General features: G+C 73.5%; 18 protein-coding genes. 4 read left to right on the plus strand and 14 right to left on the minus strand.

What is annotated here, in order from left to right:
* Window positions 1–127 precede the first annotated feature (127 nt).
* Window positions 128–1,621, plus strand: coding sequence for a phosphatase PAP2 family protein (locus tag ACIOWN_RS13365; protein WP_362353649.1), 1,494 nt, complete (start codon window positions 128–130; stop codon window positions 1,619–1,621).
* A 129-nt stretch (window positions 1,622–1,750) separates the two neighbouring features.
* Window positions 1,751–2,569, plus strand: a complete 819-nt coding sequence (locus tag ACIOWN_RS13370) for a class I SAM-dependent methyltransferase (RefSeq protein ID WP_362353647.1) — start codon at window positions 1,751–1,753, stop codon at window positions 2,567–2,569.
* A 51-nt stretch (window positions 2,570–2,620) separates the two neighbouring features.
* Here ACIOWN_RS13370 and ACIOWN_RS13375 read toward each other — a convergent pair whose 3' ends face one another.
* The 13 genes from ACIOWN_RS13375 to ACIOWN_RS13435 all read right to left on the minus strand — a co-directional run bounded on the left by ACIOWN_RS13375 (window position 2,621) and on the right by ACIOWN_RS13435 (window position 12,950).
* Entirely contained in the window at window positions 2,621–2,884 is a 264-nt protein-coding gene (locus tag ACIOWN_RS13375; protein ID WP_199836477.1) for a gas vesicle protein K, read from the minus strand.
* A gap of 17 nt (window positions 2,885–2,901) precedes the next feature.
* On the minus strand, window positions 2,902–3,087 hold the full coding sequence (locus ACIOWN_RS13380; protein WP_100566620.1) for a gas vesicle protein: 186 nt from the start codon (window positions 3,085–3,087) through the stop codon (window positions 2,902–2,904).
* Window positions 3,084–3,842: a GvpL/GvpF family gas vesicle protein gene (locus tag ACIOWN_RS13385; RefSeq protein ID WP_362353645.1), complete on the minus strand. Its 759-nt coding sequence runs from the start codon at window positions 3,840–3,842 to the stop codon at window positions 3,084–3,086. The genes ACIOWN_RS13380 and ACIOWN_RS13385 overlap by 4 nt, the downstream gene beginning before the upstream one ends.
* The gene (locus tag ACIOWN_RS13390) at window positions 3,839–4,276 is read right to left on the minus strand and encodes a gas vesicle protein (protein ID WP_362353643.1); all 438 of its coding nucleotides are present in this window, start codon (window positions 4,274–4,276) and stop codon (window positions 3,839–3,841) included. The genes ACIOWN_RS13385 and ACIOWN_RS13390 overlap by 4 nt, the downstream gene beginning before the upstream one ends.
* On the minus strand, window positions 4,273–5,442 hold the full coding sequence (locus ACIOWN_RS13395; protein WP_362353641.1) for an SRPBCC family protein: 1,170 nt from the start codon (window positions 5,440–5,442) through the stop codon (window positions 4,273–4,275). The genes ACIOWN_RS13390 and ACIOWN_RS13395 overlap by 4 nt, the downstream gene beginning before the upstream one ends.
* Window positions 5,439–6,200 (minus strand): hypothetical protein, encoded by a 762-nt coding sequence (locus ACIOWN_RS13400; protein ID WP_362353639.1) that lies wholly within the window; start codon window positions 6,198–6,200, stop codon window positions 5,439–5,441. The genes ACIOWN_RS13395 and ACIOWN_RS13400 overlap by 4 nt, the downstream gene beginning before the upstream one ends.
* Window positions 6,197–6,460, minus strand: coding sequence for a gas vesicle protein GvpG (locus ACIOWN_RS13405; protein ID WP_362353637.1), 264 nt, complete (start codon window positions 6,458–6,460; stop codon window positions 6,197–6,199). Before ACIOWN_RS13405 ends, ACIOWN_RS13400 begins: the two co-directional genes overlap by 4 nt.
* A 4-nt stretch (window positions 6,461–6,464) precedes the next feature.
* On the minus strand, window positions 6,465–7,238 hold the full coding sequence (locus tag ACIOWN_RS13410; protein WP_401982234.1) for a GvpL/GvpF family gas vesicle protein: 774 nt from the start codon (window positions 7,236–7,238) through the stop codon (window positions 6,465–6,467).
* On the minus strand, window positions 7,235–7,666 hold the full coding sequence (locus ACIOWN_RS13415) for a gas vesicle structural protein GvpA (RefSeq protein WP_362353634.1): 432 nt from the start codon (window positions 7,664–7,666) through the stop codon (window positions 7,235–7,237). The genes ACIOWN_RS13410 and ACIOWN_RS13415 overlap by 4 nt, the downstream gene beginning before the upstream one ends.
* A 49-nt stretch (window positions 7,667–7,715) precedes the next feature.
* Window positions 7,716–8,045 (minus strand): gas vesicle protein, encoded by a 330-nt coding sequence (locus ACIOWN_RS13420; RefSeq protein WP_326804998.1) that lies wholly within the window; start codon window positions 8,043–8,045, stop codon window positions 7,716–7,718.
* Window positions 8,046–8,190: 145 nt separating this feature from the next.
* The gene (locus ACIOWN_RS13425; protein WP_362353632.1) at window positions 8,191–10,038 is read right to left on the minus strand and encodes a transketolase; all 1,848 of its coding nucleotides are present in this window, start codon (window positions 10,036–10,038) and stop codon (window positions 8,191–8,193) included.
* Window positions 10,035–11,528, minus strand: a complete 1,494-nt coding sequence (locus ACIOWN_RS13430) for an NAD(P)/FAD-dependent oxidoreductase (protein ID WP_401982237.1) — start codon at window positions 11,526–11,528, stop codon at window positions 10,035–10,037. The genes ACIOWN_RS13425 and ACIOWN_RS13430 overlap by 4 nt, the downstream gene beginning before the upstream one ends.
* Before the next feature lie 903 nt (window positions 11,529–12,431).
* Entirely contained in the window at window positions 12,432–12,950 is a 519-nt protein-coding gene (locus ACIOWN_RS13435; protein WP_401982240.1) for a phage holin family protein, read from the minus strand.
* A gap of 125 nt (window positions 12,951–13,075) precedes the next feature.
* Here ACIOWN_RS13435 and ACIOWN_RS13440 point away from each other — a divergent pair, with 125 nt between their 5' ends.
* Both ACIOWN_RS13440 and ACIOWN_RS13445 read left to right on the plus strand, forming a co-directional pair.
* The gene (locus ACIOWN_RS13440) at window positions 13,076–13,423 is read left to right on the plus strand and encodes a VOC family protein (RefSeq protein WP_362353626.1); all 348 of its coding nucleotides are present in this window, start codon (window positions 13,076–13,078) and stop codon (window positions 13,421–13,423) included.
* Window positions 13,424–13,529: 106 nt separating this feature from the next.
* The gene (locus ACIOWN_RS13445; protein ID WP_326804993.1) at window positions 13,530–13,877 is read left to right on the plus strand and encodes a DUF6204 family protein; all 348 of its coding nucleotides are present in this window, start codon (window positions 13,530–13,532) and stop codon (window positions 13,875–13,877) included.
* Here ACIOWN_RS13445 and ACIOWN_RS13450 read toward each other — a convergent pair.
* Window positions 13,855–14,400, minus strand: coding sequence for a GNAT family N-acetyltransferase (locus ACIOWN_RS13450; protein WP_401982242.1), 546 nt, complete (start codon window positions 14,398–14,400; stop codon window positions 13,855–13,857). The genes ACIOWN_RS13445 and ACIOWN_RS13450 overlap by 23 nt on opposite strands.
* Window positions 14,401–14,493 lie beyond the last annotated feature (93 nt).

Raw genomic sequence — 14,493 nt, forward strand, 5'->3', positions numbered from 1 at the left:
GCCGCCCCGCGCGCACCGGACACGGCGCACAGCCCACCGGAAACAGCGCACCGGAAACAGCGCACCGGAAACAGCGCACCGGAAACAGGGCACACAAGAAACGGCCACTTCAGGGTAGCGGTCCCCTATGAGCCCAGACGTCGACCTCACCGCCGCGAAGACCGGCGCCCACGCCCTCCTGCACCGCCTGTCGGCCCTGGACGGCCGGCTGTTCGAGTTCGCGGCCGAGCGCCGCTGGCCCGGCGCGGGCCCGGTGCTGCCGAGGCTGAGCCGGGCCGCGAACCACGGCGTGCTGTGGTGCGCGGTGGCGGCCGCCATCACCGCGAGCCGCAGCCCTAGGGCCCGCAGGGCCGCGGCCCGCGGCCTGGCCTCGCTGAGCCTGGCGTCCCTGACCGTCAACACGATCGGCAAGCGCTCGGTACGCCGCGACCGGCCGGCCCTGGACCCCGTCCCGCTCATGCGCCGGCTCAAGCGGCAGCCGTTCACCACGTCCTTCCCCTCCGGGCACGCGGCGTCCGCGGCCGCCTTCGCGACGGGCGTCGCCCTGGAGTCCCCGGCCTGGGGGGCGGCGGTGGCCCCGGTCGCCGCGTCGGTCGCGCTCTCGCGCGTCTACACCGGGGTCCACTTCCCGAGCGATGTGCTGGCGGGTGCCGCGCTGGGGGCGGGCGTCGCGTTCGCGGCCCGGGCTCTGGTGCCCACCCGCGACCGGACCGATCCGCCGGCCCGCTCCCACGCCGACCTGCCGGCGCTGCCCGGCGGCAAGGGCCTGGTACTCGTGGCCAACCGGGCCTCGGGCACCGCGGACCGCGCCGGCGCGCTGGGGGATCTCCTGCCGGAGGCGGAGATCGTCGAGTGCGGGCCGGAGGAGGTCCGGGCCGAGCTGGAGAAGGCGGCGGACCGCGCCCGGGTGCTCGGGGTGTGCGGCGGCGACGGCACCGTGAACACGGCCGCGGAGGTCGCCCTGTGCCGTGGCCTGCCGCTCGCGGTGCTGCCCGGCGGAACCCTGAACCACTTCGCCCTCGATCTGGGCGTGGAGGACGCGCGGGCCCTGGCCCGGGCCGTGGAGCGCGGTCACGGAGTCCGCGTCGACGTGGGCCGCTTCCGCTCCGGGAGCAAGCGGGGCGTCTTCCTCAACACCTTCAGCCTCGGCGTGTACCCGGAACTGGTCCGCCTGCGCGACCGCTTGGCCGGACGGATCGGCACCTGGCCGGCCGGGGTGCTGGCGGCGCTGAAGGTGCTGCGTGCCGACCGCCATCCGCTGCGGGCGGTGGTGAAGGGCCACACCCACCCGCTGTGGCTGCTGTTCGCCGGGAACGGCACGTACCACCGCAGGGGGCTCGCACTGGGCCGCCGGCTCCACCTGACGGACGGAAAGCTCGACGTCCGGGTGGTGCACGGGGGCCGCAGGCCCGCCCTGCGCCTGCTGTCCGCGGCCCTGGCCGGCCCGCTGACCCGGTCCCCGGCCCACGCGGCGGTCCAGGTGCGACGGCTGCGTCTGACCGGTGTCGCGCCCGGCACCCTGCTCGCCCACGACGGCGAGGTGATGGAGGTGGCGGACGAGCTGTGGCTGGAGAAGCTGCCCGAGGCGCTGGCGGTGTACCGGCCGCTCCCCGGCGACTGACCGCCCACCCACCATCCGTCTCGTATCCTGAAACCAGGGTCTCACCATTCGGCGCGGAGGCGTACCGTGATCCGTGCCGCCGGGGGCCGCGGGCCCCACGGGGATCAGGGGACGAGAAGGGGTACAGCCATGCCGAAGCGGGAGACGGCCGTCTACACGCACGGGCACCACGAGTCCGTGCTGCGTTCGCACACCTGGCGCACCGCCGCCAACTCCGCGGCCTACCTGCTCGGCTCGCTGCGGCCCCATATGCGGATCCTCGACATCGGCTGCGGCCCCGGCACCATCACCGCCGACCTGGCGGCCCTGGTCCCCCAGGGGCACGTCACGGGTGTCGACCGGGCGCCCGGCGTCCTGGAGCAGGCCCGGGCCACGGCCGCCGGGCGGGGTCTGACCAACGTCGACTTCGCGGTGGCCGACGTCCACGCCCTCGACCACCCCGACGGCACGTTCTGCGTCGTCCACGCCCACCAGGTGCTCCAGCACGTGGGCGACCCCGTGCAGGCGCTGCGCGAGATGCGGCGGGTGACGAAGCCGGGCGGGTACGTCGCCGTGCGCGACGCGGACTACGCGGCGATGAGCTGGTACCCGCGGGTGGAAGGACTGGACGACTGGCTCGGCCTGTACCGGCGGGTCGCCCGCGCCAACGGCGGCGAGCCGGACGCCGGACGCCGGCTGCGGTCCTGGGCGCTGGCGGCCGGCTTCACCGACGTCACGGCCGGTTCCAGCACCTGGACCTACGCCACCGAGGACGAGCGCGCCTGGTGGAGCGGGCTCTGGGCCGACCGCACCCTGGCGTCGGCCTACGCCGGGCGCGCCGTCGGCGGCGGACACGCGACCGAGGACCGGCTGCGGGCCGTGTCGGCGGCGTGGCGGGAGTGGGGCGGGCGGCACGACGGCTGGTTCGCGGTTCTGCACGGCGAGATCCTGTGCCGCAAGGAGGTCTGACCCCGGCGCCGCGTTCCCTTCGTTTCCCTCGTTCCCCTCGTTCCCGGGTGCTCACTTCCGGGGAAGCAGGGGCCCCAGCGGTCCGAGGTCGAGGTTCAGGTCCTCTGGCCGCAGCCCGTAGCGGTCGCGCAGCTCGGCCATGCGGTCCTCCAGGAGCATGAGCGTGAGGCCGATCCGCTCCTCCTGTTCCTCGCTCAGGTCCCCCTCGTCGAAGCGGCGCAGCGCCTGCCGCTCCATGAGCTGGCGCAGCAGCTCCACGACGGTGAGCACGAGTTTCACCAGGTCCCGCTCGACGGTGTCGGGTTCCAGGTCCATATGCTTGCGCGGGGCCACTACTGCTCCTCGAAGGGCGACGGCACTTGTGCGTTCACCGAGCTGATCAGCGCGTTCAGGTCGATGCGGACGAGGTCCACATCGGCGATGCGCAGGGTGATGTCCCCGGTGATGACGACACCGCCGGCCAGCAGCCGGTCGAGCAGGTCGACCAGGGCGATCTCACGGCGTTCGACGACCGTCATGCCTCCTCCCCTGCGAAGGAGTACGCCGCCCACGGCCCGGTGAGTTCCACGCGCAGTCCGGGTACGTCGTCCTTCGTGCGGTCCACGAGTTCCACGAACTCCTCGGAGTGCCCGCGCGGCACCAGATAGGCGGCGTTGAGCACGTTGCGCCCCGCCGCGCCGGAGAGGCTGGGGTTCTGCGGGGCGTGCAGTCGGGAGTCCTCGGCGAAGGCGGAGAGCTGTTCGTGCAGGTGGGTGGCGAAGGCCTCCGCCTTCTGCCACAGGTCCTCCCCCGCCCGCGTCTGCTGCCGCCGCTGCCGCAGGTAGTCCCGGCCGGAGACCGCCTTCGCCGCGGGCTGCGCGGCCTGCTGGGGCTGCTCGGTCTCGGCGTAGATCTTGACGCCCCACTCCACGCGCCCCTCCAGCCGGTCCAGGGTGCGGAGGATATGCTCCTCGCGGGCCTCGATCATCGAGCGCACGGCGCTGTCGTCGCGGAAGACGGTGGCGAGCCTGAGCGGCAGCGGTGTGGTGACGACGGTCAGCGCGTCGATGACGCCCTGGTGGGCGCGGGCGGTGGCGGCGAGCCAGTCGAGGTCCTCCAGATGGGCGCGCAGCGGCTCCTCACCGAAGTCGCGCTCGGGCACCTCGCTGAGGACGGCGACCAGGCCGTGGTGGTTGAGCTGCTTCGCCGGGGCACCCGCCACCCCGGTCAGCTGCGCCTGGAGGGGTGCGCCGAGGGGCCGGCAGACGGCGTAGACGTACCGCAGTCCGGTCATCGTTCCTCCTTGCGGGCACGATCCTGATCCGCGCGGCCCCGATCCGCGCGGCCCCGGTCCAGGCTGTCCCGGTCCCGGTCCGCCCGGCCGCGGTCCAGGTGGTCGGGCTCCCGGCGACCGCGGTCCAGCTCCAGTTCCTCCAGTCGTGCCAGCCGCTCGCGCAGCTCGGTGTTCTCCCGGGCGAGCTCGTCGCGTCGCGCGCGGGAGGAGAGCGCCGGGTCGCTCTCCCACCAGTCGATACCCATCTCCTTGGCCTTGTCGACCGAGGCGACGACGAGCCGGAGCTTGATGGTGAGCAGTTCGATGTCGAGCAGGTTGATGCGGATGTCGCCCGCGATGACGATGCCCTTGTCGAGCACGCGCTCGAGGATGTCGGCGAGGTTCGCCCCGCTGCTCGGGCCGTACGGTTCGGGCAGTCGGCCGGGCGTCGTCATCGGCGGCCCCTGCCCTCGGCGTACTCGGGCTCTTCCTCTTCCTCGGGCTCTTCCTCTTCCTCTTCCTCGGGCCCTTCCTCTTCCTCGGGCTCATACTCGCCCTCGGCCTCTTCGTCCGGCTGCTCCCCGCCCTCGTCCTCGTACTCTTCCTCCGGCTGCTCCTCGGCGTCTTCCTCCGGCTCTTCCTCCTCTTCCTCGTACTCGCCGTTCTCCTCCTCGGCGTACGGGCCCTCTTCCTCGTCCGGCTCCTCGTCCCTCTCGGCGGCCTCCCGCTCCTCCTCCGCGACCGCGTCCTCGTGGCTGCGGACGACCTCGCCGTCGTGGATCTCACCGCGCCAGCTGTCCTCGGCCTCCCCCTTGAGGGTGATGTAACGGACGTAGTTCTTCAGGTCCAGCCGGGCGCGGCGGCCCTGGGCCCGCCAGATGTTGCCGGTCTTCTCGAAGAACCCGCTGGGGTAGTACTCCATGACCAGCAGGACCCGGGTGAGGTTCTCGTCGAGACGGTGGAAGGAGACGACGCCCTTCGTGGTGCCCTTGGCGCCCTCCGACGTCCACTGGATGCGGTCGTCGGGCACCTGCTCGGTGGTGTGGGCCTTCCAGCTCCGGCTGGACCAGAACACCTTCAGCTGCCAGTCGGAGTGGGTGTCGTCGGCGCGGCTCGCGCTCTTGACGCCCTTGGCGAAGGTGCTGAAGTCCTGGTACTGCGTCCACTGGTCGTAGGCGGTGCGCAGCGGCACGCCGACGTCGACGGACTCGATGATGACGGTGGGCTTGTTGCCCCCGCCGCGCTTGCGCTTGCTCCCGCCGCCTCCGATGTTCTTCAGCGCGCCCACGACGCGGTCCTTGGCGCGGGAGGCACCCAGCTCCAGGATCGAGCGCACCGGCCCCTTGCCCTCGGCGACCTTGCGGCCGGCGTCGAGGGCGAGCTTGGCGAAGCCGGGGCTGTTGCCCTCGGCGATGTCGTTCAGCTTGCCGGTGGTCTCGCCGAGCTTGTGGCCGAAGCCGGCCAGCAGCCGCTGGGCCTGGGCGGCGAGGTAGTCCCGCGCCTCGGCCTTGAGGCGGTCGGCGGCCTCGCTGTGGGCGAGGTCGCTCAGCGGATTGTCCTTCGCCACGCCGGCCGTCGCACTGCCGGCGGCGGAGGTCGCGGATCCGAGTGCCTCGGTCATCGGTCACCACCACCCTTCGGCCGCCGGGAGCGGGCGGCACGGGTCGCGCCGCCGGGAGCGGCGGTCTTCTTCGCGGCCGTCCTGCCTGCCGCGGCCTTCGTCGCCGCCGCCTTCTTGGCGGGGGCCTTCTTCGCGGGCGCCTTCCTCGCCGCTTCCTTCCCGGCCGGCGCATCCGCCGATGCCTTCTTCGCGGTCTGCCTGGTGGGAGCCCTCTTCGTCGGCCCCTCCTTCGCGGGGGCCTTCCGCGCCGCTTCCTTCCGCGCCGGCGCACCCTGGTCCCCGGCCGCGCCCCCGGGCTCCTCCTCGGCCTCGCGGCCCTCCCGGTCCTCGTACCCGTCTTCCCCCTCGGTCTCCTCGCGCGCCCCCTCGGTCTCCTCCTCGCGCTCTCCCCCGGTCTCCTCCTCGCTCTCCCCCTCGTCAGGCTCGTCAGGTTGCGGCACGACGCCGGCGAGTTCGTCACGGACCTGGGCGGTCCGCTCGTGCAGCCGGTCGGCGAGCGCGGTCATCTGCCTTTCGACCAGCGCCCCCGAAGCCGCCTTGCCGACGCCCCGCAGTTCCTGGCGCAGCTGGTCCCCGATCTCCTTGAACTGCGGGTTGTTCATCAGCTGCTGGTTGACCAGGTCCGCGATTCCGCGCGGACCGAGGTTCAGCTTCTTGCCCGCCACCATGCTGCCCACGGCGAGGGCGAATTTCGCTTTCTTGGTCCGTCCCAGGAGGTAGCCGGCCCCTACCGCGAGGCCGAGTGCCACTCGATTCATCGTGCCGTCCCCTCACCTGTCCCCGGGCCCCCGCGCATGCCGGTCTCCAGCCGGTCCAGGAGCTCGTCCTCCCGGCGGTCGTATTCCTCCTCGGTTATCTCGCCCGCCTCCAACTGCTCTTCCAACCGCGCCAGTTCGGCCCGTACCGTGGCCGGGTCGTAGTAGATGCGCTCGGCTTCGCGCAGTACCTGCCTGATCGCCCAGCCGCTTGCGCGCGCCGGTGCGAGCGGCAGCAGCAGCACCTCGGAGATGAGTCCCATGGCGTCACTCCGCTCCCGCGTCGGCCCCCGCCGTGGTGCTCGCGGGCTCGGCGGGGCCGGGTTCGACGAAGCTGTACGGCGGCAGCGGCCCGTTGACGCGCAGATCGAGGTGGGGCAGGTCCTTGCGGGCCCGCTCGACGGCGGTCACGAACTCCTCCGCCGCCTCCCGGTCCACCAGGAACGACGTGTTGACCAGCCAGCCGGTGGACGGCGGGCCGTCGCTGACCGCGGCGGCGAGCGGCTCCAGAGCGTGCACCACCTCGCGGGCGTCCTCCGCCTCACGGGCCTGCACGGCCGCGGCGACCATCTCACCGAGGCGGATCTTGTCCTCGTAACTACCGCCACCCGCACGCCGGTTGGCCTCCGCCATGCCCCGGATCTCCGGGTTCTCGGCCATCACCCGGTGCAGCACCGCGTCCTCGACATGACTGCCCTTGACGTTGTATTCGACCCTGCCCTCCAACGCCTCCAACCGCTCCCGGTAATGCTCGGCACGCTCGGCGAGCACACTCGTGACCGCCTCGTCGTCCGGAGCGACACTGCCGAACCGCATCGGCAGCACACACCGGCCCGTGCCCATCTCACTGAGCACCGCCTGATGCGCGAGCAGGTCGCGCCGCTTGGGCCGCAACCCCTCCGGCGCGTCACTGACCACCGCGGCCAGCCCACCCGCCGTCAGCACCCGCACCGGCCGCGCCGGCTCGCCCACCCCGCCCAACTCCTCGGGCAGCGACGACATATCCGAGGCGGCCGTGATCCCGTACACATACGTGCTCACTCCTGCTCCTCCTTCCGACGGGCCGGCGCCGCCTTGCGCGCCCGCGGCCGCCCCTCGCCCTCACCCGAGCGCTCGTCACGGGCCTGCTGGAAGGCGTCGGAAACGGTCTGCGCCGCCCCCGACAACGCCCCCTTCGCCTTGCCGCGCGCGCCGGACTCGGTGACCTCGCCCACCAGATCGGGCAGGCCCGGAGCCTTGCGGGGGCCCGCTTCCAGGTCGAGCCGGTTGCAGGCCTCGGCGAAGCGCAGGTAGGTGTCGACGCTCGCGACGACGACCCGCACGTCGATCTTCAGGATCTCGATACCGACCAGCGAGACCCGCACGAACGCGTCGATCACCAGCCCCCTGTCGAGAACGAGTTCCAGGACGTCGTACAGGCCGCTGCTGCCGCCTCCGCCGCCGGACGTCTGTGCCGGGACAACGGTCATGCCAACCGCACTCCTCGTCTGTTGTCTGTGTATGAGGCTTTGTTCCGCCTCAGCGGCCGCCGCCGGAGCGGCGGGCGTCGGAGCGTCCGCGTTCGTAGCGGTGCAGCCGCCGGTACCCGGTGAGCTGCCCCTCCGGGTCGAGGTCGACCTGGTAGCTCGCCATGAGGCTCATGGTGTCCGGCACCCGGGCCAGTTCCAGGACCTCGATCTCCAGCGACCAGCCGTCCTCCGTCTGCTCGAAGGTCGTCACCGACTCGGGGGTCAGACCCGTCAGCTCGGCGAACTGGGCCCGCGCCTCACGCAGCACCTCCATCGGCCGCGGCCGGGACACCGGCTCTCCCGAGCCCTGCGACTCCGCGGTGTTGTCCTTCTTCACCATGGCCACCTCTTCTCCTTCGGGTGGCCGCAACCTCCACGGCCAAACCTGCGCGAGCGCGGACGTCTCTTACACACGGGGCGGGATCTCCGGGGACCGCGGCCGGTGCGCACCGTGCGCGGCCCGTCACTCTCGTCACTCCCGTCACTCACCGCACGACCGCCTCCTCCACCAGCAGCCGCGCGGCGGCCACGATCGACTCGGCGTCGATGCCCGCGGCGTGCAGCTGCTCGGCGGGCGAGGCCGAGCCCGGCATGTCCCGGACGGCGAGCCGCACCAGGCGCGGCACCGGGCGTCCGTCGGTGAAGGCGTCGAGCACGGCGTCGCCGATGCCGCCCTCCGGGTGGTGGTCCTCCACGGTGAGCAGGCAGCCGGTGTCCTCGGCTGCCTTCCGGAGCGTCTCCTGGTCGACCGGCTTGACGGAGTACAGGTCGATCACCCGGAGCGCGATGCCGTCCCGGCCGAGGATGTCCGCGGCGGCGAGCGCCTCGTGCAGGGTGACACCCGCGGCGACGACGGTCAGCCGGTCCCGCGCGGAGGAGCGCAGCACCTTGCTGCCGCCCACCGGGAACTCCTCCTCGGGCCCGTAGAGCACCGGACCGGCCCCGCGCGATGTGCGCAGATAGCGGACGCCGTCCAGGTCGGCCATGCGCGCGACGAGCTCGGCGGTCTGGTTGGCGTCGCACGGGTAGAGCACGGTCGAGCCGTGCACGGCACGCATCATCGCCAGGTCCTCAAGGCCCATCTGGCTGGGCCCGTCCTCGCCGATCGCCGTGCCCGCGTGGGAGCCGTTGAGGTTGATGCCGGAGCCGCTGACGGCGGCCATCCGCACGAAGTCGTGCGCGCGGGTCAGGAAGGCCGCGAACGTCGAGGCGTACGGCACCCAGCCGCGCCGGGCCATCCCGACGGCGGCGGCGACCATCTGCTGTTCGGCGATGTAGCACTCGAAGTAGCGCTCGGGGTGCTCCTTGGCGAAGAACTCCGCGCGGGTGGAGTCGCCGACCTCGCCGTCGAGGGCCACGACCTCGCCGCGCGCGGTGCCGAGCGCGGCGAGCGCCTGCCCGTAGGCGTCACGGGTGGCGACCTCCTCACCCTTGTCCCAGCGGGGCAGTTCGAGGCTGCCGTCGCCCACGGCGTGCAGCGCGCGGACCGAGCCGGGCTCGTGCACGTGGACGCGGATGTTCCGGACCCCGCCGAGCTCCTCGATCGCCTCGTCGGGGTCCTTCAGCGGTTTGCCGTGCAGGCCCTCGCGGTCCTCGGCGTCCCTGACGCCCCTGCCCTTGAGGGTGCGGGCGATGATCGCGGTGGGCTGCCCCTTCGTGGAGGCGGCCTCGCCGAGGGCGCGGTCGACGGCGTCCACGTCGTGGCCCTCGATCTCGACCGTGTGCCAGTCGAAGGCGCGGAAGCGGCGGGCGTAGGCGTCCAGGTCGTGCCCGTGCCGGGTGGGACCGCGCTGGCCGAGCCGGTTGACGTCGAGGATCACGGTCAGGTTGTCCAGGTGCTCGTACCCGGCGTGCTCGGCGGCCTCCCAGACGGAGCCCTCGGCCAGCTCGCTGTCCCCGCACAGCACCCACACGCGGTAGTCGGCGTGGTCGAGGCGCTTGCCGCTGAGCGCGATCCCGACGCCGATGGGCAGGCCCTGGCCGAGGGATCCGGTGGCGGTCTCCACCCACGGCAGCCGTTGCGGGGTGGGGTGCCCCTCCAGGCGGCTTCCCAGCTTGCGGAAGGTGAGCAGTTCCTCGTCGTCGATGGCGCCCGCCGCCTTGTAGGCGGAGTACAGCAGGGGGGAGGCGTGTCCCTTGGACAGCACGAAGCGGTCGTTGCCGGGGTGCTCGGGCCGGTCGAAGTCGTAGCGGAGATGGTTCGCCAGCAGGACCGCCATGATGTCGGCGGCGGACATGGAGGACGTGGGGTGCCCGGAGCCCGCCGCGGCGGCGGCACGCACGCTGTCGACGCGCAGCTGCTGGCCGAGTTCGACGAGTTCGTCGGTGTTCATGAGTCTCCTTCCGCAGGTAGGTCGTCTCGCTTGACCGGGCCGGGGGCGGGGTGGCTCCCGGTGGTCCCGTCGCCTGGAGCGCCGCTCGCGGGCTCACCGGCCGGGCTGCTCCGCGCGGACGCGGGAGTGGACGCGGCCGGCGGCCTCGCCCGCTGCTCGGGGCCGCCCGGCACCCGCGCCAGCTCCGGGGAGGCCGTGTCCAGGGGCACGGACCAGGACCGTACGAGGCCCAACTGGACGGACTGGCGCGGCAGTACGGCGTCCAGCAGCCAGTCCGCGGCCACCCGGGCCCTGTTCCCGGGCATCGCCGCGAGGTGGTAGCCGCGGGTGACCGCGCCGGCCACCGGCCCGGAGAGCGGTACGCCGAGCGGGTCCGCGGCGGCCTGCGCGCCGCCCAGGTCCACGACGAAGCCCAGGTCGCGGTGGCGGTAGGGCCGGGCCTCGCCGACGCCGAGGGAGGCGGCGACGTTGACCGCGGCGGTCCTGCCCTGCCGCCAGGCGTGCTGGGCGGTCATCGGGGTGTACCGGCCGGGGTTGTCCAGGTCGGGCACGGCGGCGGCGTCCCCGCACGCGAACACGTCCGGCCGCCCCGGCACCTGGAGGAAGGGGTCGACGACGAGCCGCCCCTTCTCCAGCGGCTGCCCGGCGCTCTCCACGAGCGGGTCGGGCCGTACGCCGACGCACCACACGAGCGTGCGGCTGCGGACGAACTCGCCGTCCGTCAGCAGCACGCCCTCGTGCGTGGCCTCCTTCACGGAGGTGCCCATGCGCACCTCGACGCCGCGCCTCCGCAGCACGCGGTCGGCGGTGGCCGAGAGCCGTTCGTCCAGTTCGGGCAGCACGCGGGGCGCGACGTCCAGCAGCAGCCAGCGCGGCCGGATGTCCCGCCGGAGCGGATGCCGGCGCACCAGCGAGTCGGTGAGCATCCTGCCGTGCGCGGCGACCTCGGTGCCGGTGTAGCCGGCGCCCACGACGACGAAGGTGCAGCGGGCCTCGCAGGCTCCGGGGTCGTCCTCACCGCTCGCCAGTTCGATCTGGCGGATCATGTGGTCCCGCAGGTACAGGGCCTCGGGCAGACCGCGGAAGCCGTGCGCGTGCTCAGCGACGCCGGGGATCGGCAGCAGCTTGTTGACGCTGCCGACGGCGAGCACCAGCCGGTCGTAGGCCAGGGTGCCCTCGCCGCCCTCGGGGCCGGTGTAGTGCACGGTGCGCGCGTCCAGGTCGATGGCGTCGGCCTCGCCGAGGACCAGCCGTACGTGGCGCAGCTTGCCGGCGAGGGAGACGGCGGTCCGGCGGGGCTCAAGCAGGCCCGCGGCGACCTGGGGCAGCAGGGGCAGGTACAGGAAGTAGTCGGTCGGGTTCAGCAGCGTGATGTCGGCCTTGCCCCGGGACATCCTCGACAGGGTCCGGGCCGTGCGGTAGCCGGCGAAGCCGGCACCGACGATCACGATGCGGGGTCGACTCACGGTTCGCCTCCGGCACGGTCGCATACCTGGTACAGGACCTTCCGCGTCCCCCTGCCCGAAACCCCCAAACTTCCGCCTCGGGGGCCACAGCAGGCCACCGACGCGCTCCCGCTGCCCCGGGGCCCACGGCGCAACGCGGATCGCGGTGGGACACGAGCAGACGCCCGCCGCCTGTCCCGGCGAACGGGCGGCCAGGCGTCAGTCGTCCGGCGCATCGCCCGCAGGCCAACACGACAGGTCGCCGCCGAGCGCGGAGCCCACACAGCCGACGCGCTGCCCCAAGGCGATCCGAGCCTCCGCCTCCAGGCCGCGCACGCTGCCCGCAGGGCGCCGCCGCGCGAACCCGGGCCGGCCTCGCGGGCGGGCGCGCCGTGACATTCGTCCGGGCTCTGCCCACGGGAACGCGAGCGGGTGTCAGGCCCGGTACTGAGGCCCCGGGTCGGACCCGCGGGCCTCCCGGGTCGGGCCGCGGGCTGGTGCACGCCGACCCTGGAACGCGAGTGCCTCGCCACGCCACGCCCCGGCCCGGCGACCCGCCCGTGGACCGCGGCCCGCGCCGGAGGCCGACGGCGACCGTCCGCCCGCAGGGCACCGCTCCCGAACCCGGGCCGGCCTCGCGAGCGGGCTCCCGGTGACATTCGTCCGGGCTCCGCCCACAGGAACGCGCGAGGGTGGCAGGCCGGGGTGCTGCGGTCCCAGGCCAATCCTGGAACGCGAGTGCACGCCACGTCCCCGGCCCGGCGCCCCGCCCGCGGGCGTGGCCCGCGCCGGAGGCCGATGGCGTCCGTGCGGGCGCGGAGCCCGCACGGCCGGCGAGACGGGCCAGTCGTCCGCCCGCAGGGCACCGCCCCGCGAACCCGGCCGAACTCGCGAGCGGGCTCCCGGTGACATTCGTCCGGGCTCTGCCCACGGGAACGCGAGCGGGTGTCAGGCCCGGTGCTGCGGTCCCGGGTCGGTCCCGCCGGGATGGTCCGGACGGGTCGTCCCGGCCGGAGGCGCGGGCGGGACCGGCGGCACCGGCGGTGTGGGCGGGTATGCCGCGCCCGCTGCCCGGCCGGCCGCGCCCGTCGTCGCGCCGGTGCCGCCCGTCCGCTGGGCGCCCGTGTCGGCGCCGGACGCGAAGTCCGTGCCGGGACCCGGTGCGGGATGCGACGCCGACGGGCGGGCGGCCTCGCGCAGCGCGTAGGCCGCCGCGCCCAGGATCGCCGCGGTGATCAGCGCGGCGGCCCAGCCGGGCAGGCCGATCGCGAGGGCCAGCCCCACGGCGAGCGCGAGAGCCGCGCCCGCGTACAGGGCGACGGCGCCGGACGCGGCGTACAGCGTCGCGGTGCGACGCTGCCTTCGGGTCTGCTCGCGCAGTTCGTCGCGCACCGTCTCGCGCGCCACCTGCGCCAGTTCGTCGACCAGTTGCTTGTCCAAGTGCTCCAAGTGATCCAAGCCCTTCATGGAGCGCGGGTACCCGCACACGCGTACGCATAACACCGCCCGGGGATGTGGCGGAGCAGGTGGGTCCCGCGGGCGATCCGGTGAAAGGATCACCTGCCGGGCCACCCCCAACTACGCTCGTACGCATGGAGATTCTGGGAACCAGCCTGCGCGTCTGCGTCAACGATCTGGACACCGCCGTCCCCTTCTACGAAGGCCTCGCGGGCGCCAAAGCCCTCCGCTTCGAACAGGCCGGCGTCCAGGTCGCCGCGGTCGGCTGCTTTCTGCTGATGAGCGGCCCCGAGTCGCAGCTGGAGGTGCTGCGCAAGGTCGCGGCGACGATAGCCGTGGAGGACGTCGACGAGGCCCACCGCGTGCTGACCGGACTCGGCGCGCACATCGTGGCCGGGCCGGTACCGACCCCGGTCGGCCGCAACCTGATCGCCCTGCACCCGGACGGCACGGTGTACGAGTACATGGACCGCCGGGGCTGAGCGGGCGGCGCGCCGATATTCCGTGGGCAGCGCGTCGCGGGCGCCGTAGAGTCGGCCGGTCGGCCCCTGTGGGCCATGGCCGAGCATGGAGAAGTACGGAGATCCGATGAGCGAGCAGCACACCTACCGGGTGATCGTCCGGGGCACCTGGGACGCACTGACCGACGAGGCACGACAGCGGCTGCGCGCGGAGGCGGACGAGCACGGCATGCTCAGCATGCGGTTCACCGAGGAGGGCTCGCTGTCGTACGAGCCGTCCCCGCTGAAGCACTTCTCGATGCGCTACGTCGTGGTCGGCGACGCCGACGACGGCGAGGAGATGGCGGCCGCGATCGCCGAGGACCGCGCGGAGACCGCCCTGCGCGGCCTCGGTTACGGCTTTCGCGACCTGCGGTCGACCGTGACGGACCTGAACACCATGAAGGTCAACGTCAAGCGCGCATCTCGGCGGTGAGCGCCCACCGCTCGTGGTCGCGCCAGGCCCCGTCGATGAAGAGCATGTCCGGCGAGAAGCCCTCCAGGCGGAAGCCGCAGGCGCGGGCCAGCGCGATCGAGGCGGTGTTGAGCGGCTGCACGTTGATCTCCAGCCGGTGCAGCCGCATCGGGCCGAAGGCGTACCCGACGACGAGGTCGAGGCCCTCGCGCATCAGTCCGCGCCCGGCGGCGTGCGCGAAGGCGCCGTAGCCGAGCGCACCGGACCGGAAGGCGCCGTGCGCGATGTTGTTGATGTTCACGAACCCGGCGAGGGCGCCGCTGTCCTTCTCGCAGACCAGGAAGCCGGCCCTCGCCGGATCCTCGAGCAGCCGCCGGGCGTAGCCGGCGTACGCCTCGGCCGTGTCCGGCGGGAAGAGCCACGGACGGTGCAGGTCCTCGCTCTCCCGGACGCGGGCGGTGAACTCGGGGCCGTCCTCCTGCGTGAAGGGGCGGATGCCCACGCGGGGCCCCTCGGCGAGAAAGCGGGCTGCGGTGTGCGGCATGCCGTCACCCTACGCGGCCCACGCGCCCGGCCGTCGCGCGGTCGGCGCAGGCCGGGTGCCGCGCGGTCGGCAGCGGATCGCGTGCCACGGAGC

Source organism: Streptomyces sp. NPDC087787, assembly GCF_044743035.1.
GTDB lineage: Bacteria > Actinomycetota > Actinomycetes > Streptomycetales > Streptomycetaceae > Streptomyces.

What these genes read in the sequence shown, in the direction of transcription:
- ACIOWN_RS13400 (WP_362353639.1), bottom strand. Translation starts at nt 6,200, where the DNA reads ATGAATCGAGTGGCACTCGGCCTCGCGGTAGGGGCCGGCTACCTCCTG.
- ACIOWN_RS13390 (WP_362353643.1), bottom strand. Translation starts at nt 4,276, where the DNA reads ATGACGACGCCCGGCCGACTGCCCGAACCGTACGGCCCGAGCAGCGGG.
- ACIOWN_RS13420 (WP_326804998.1), bottom strand. Translation starts at nt 8,045, where the DNA reads ATGGTGAAGAAGGACAACACCGCGGAGTCGCAGGGCTCGGGAGAGCCG.
- ACIOWN_RS13425 (WP_362353632.1), bottom strand. Translation starts at nt 10,038, where the DNA reads ATGAACACCGACGAACTCGTCGAACTCGGCCAGCAGCTGCGCGTCGAC.
- ACIOWN_RS13445 (WP_326804993.1), top strand. Translation starts at nt 13,530, where the DNA reads ATGAGCGAGCAGCACACCTACCGGGTGATCGTCCGGGGCACCTGGGAC.
- ACIOWN_RS13365 (WP_362353649.1), top strand. Translation starts at nt 128, where the DNA reads ATGAGCCCAGACGTCGACCTCACCGCCGCGAAGACCGGCGCCCACGCC.
- ACIOWN_RS13375 (WP_199836477.1), bottom strand. Translation starts at nt 2,884, where the DNA reads ATGGACCTGGAACCCGACACCGTCGAGCGGGACCTGGTGAAACTCGTG.
- ACIOWN_RS13395 (WP_362353641.1), bottom strand. Translation starts at nt 5,442, where the DNA reads ATGACCGAGGCACTCGGATCCGCGACCTCCGCCGCCGGCAGTGCGACG.
- ACIOWN_RS13440 (WP_362353626.1), top strand. Translation starts at nt 13,076, where the DNA reads ATGGAGATTCTGGGAACCAGCCTGCGCGTCTGCGTCAACGATCTGGAC.
- ACIOWN_RS13450 (WP_401982242.1), bottom strand. Translation starts at nt 14,400, where the DNA reads ATGCCGCACACCGCAGCCCGCTTTCTCGCCGAGGGGCCCCGCGTGGGC.
- ACIOWN_RS13415 (WP_362353634.1), bottom strand. Translation starts at nt 7,666, where the DNA reads ATGACCGTTGTCCCGGCACAGACGTCCGGCGGCGGAGGCGGCAGCAGC.
- ACIOWN_RS13370 (WP_362353647.1), top strand. Translation starts at nt 1,751, where the DNA reads ATGCCGAAGCGGGAGACGGCCGTCTACACGCACGGGCACCACGAGTCC.
- ACIOWN_RS13385 (WP_362353645.1), bottom strand. Translation starts at nt 3,842, where the DNA reads ATGACCGGACTGCGGTACGTCTACGCCGTCTGCCGGCCCCTCGGCGCA.
- ACIOWN_RS13430 (WP_401982237.1), bottom strand. Translation starts at nt 11,528, where the DNA reads ATGCGACCGTGCCGGAGGCGAACCGTGAGTCGACCCCGCATCGTGATC.
- ACIOWN_RS13380 (WP_100566620.1), bottom strand. Translation starts at nt 3,087, where the DNA reads ATGACGGTCGTCGAACGCCGTGAGATCGCCCTGGTCGACCTGCTCGAC.
- ACIOWN_RS13435 (WP_401982240.1), bottom strand. Translation starts at nt 12,950, where the DNA reads ATGAAGGGCTTGGATCACTTGGAGCACTTGGACAAGCAACTGGTCGAC.
- ACIOWN_RS13405 (WP_362353637.1), bottom strand. Translation starts at nt 6,460, where the DNA reads ATGGGACTCATCTCCGAGGTGCTGCTGCTGCCGCTCGCACCGGCGCGC.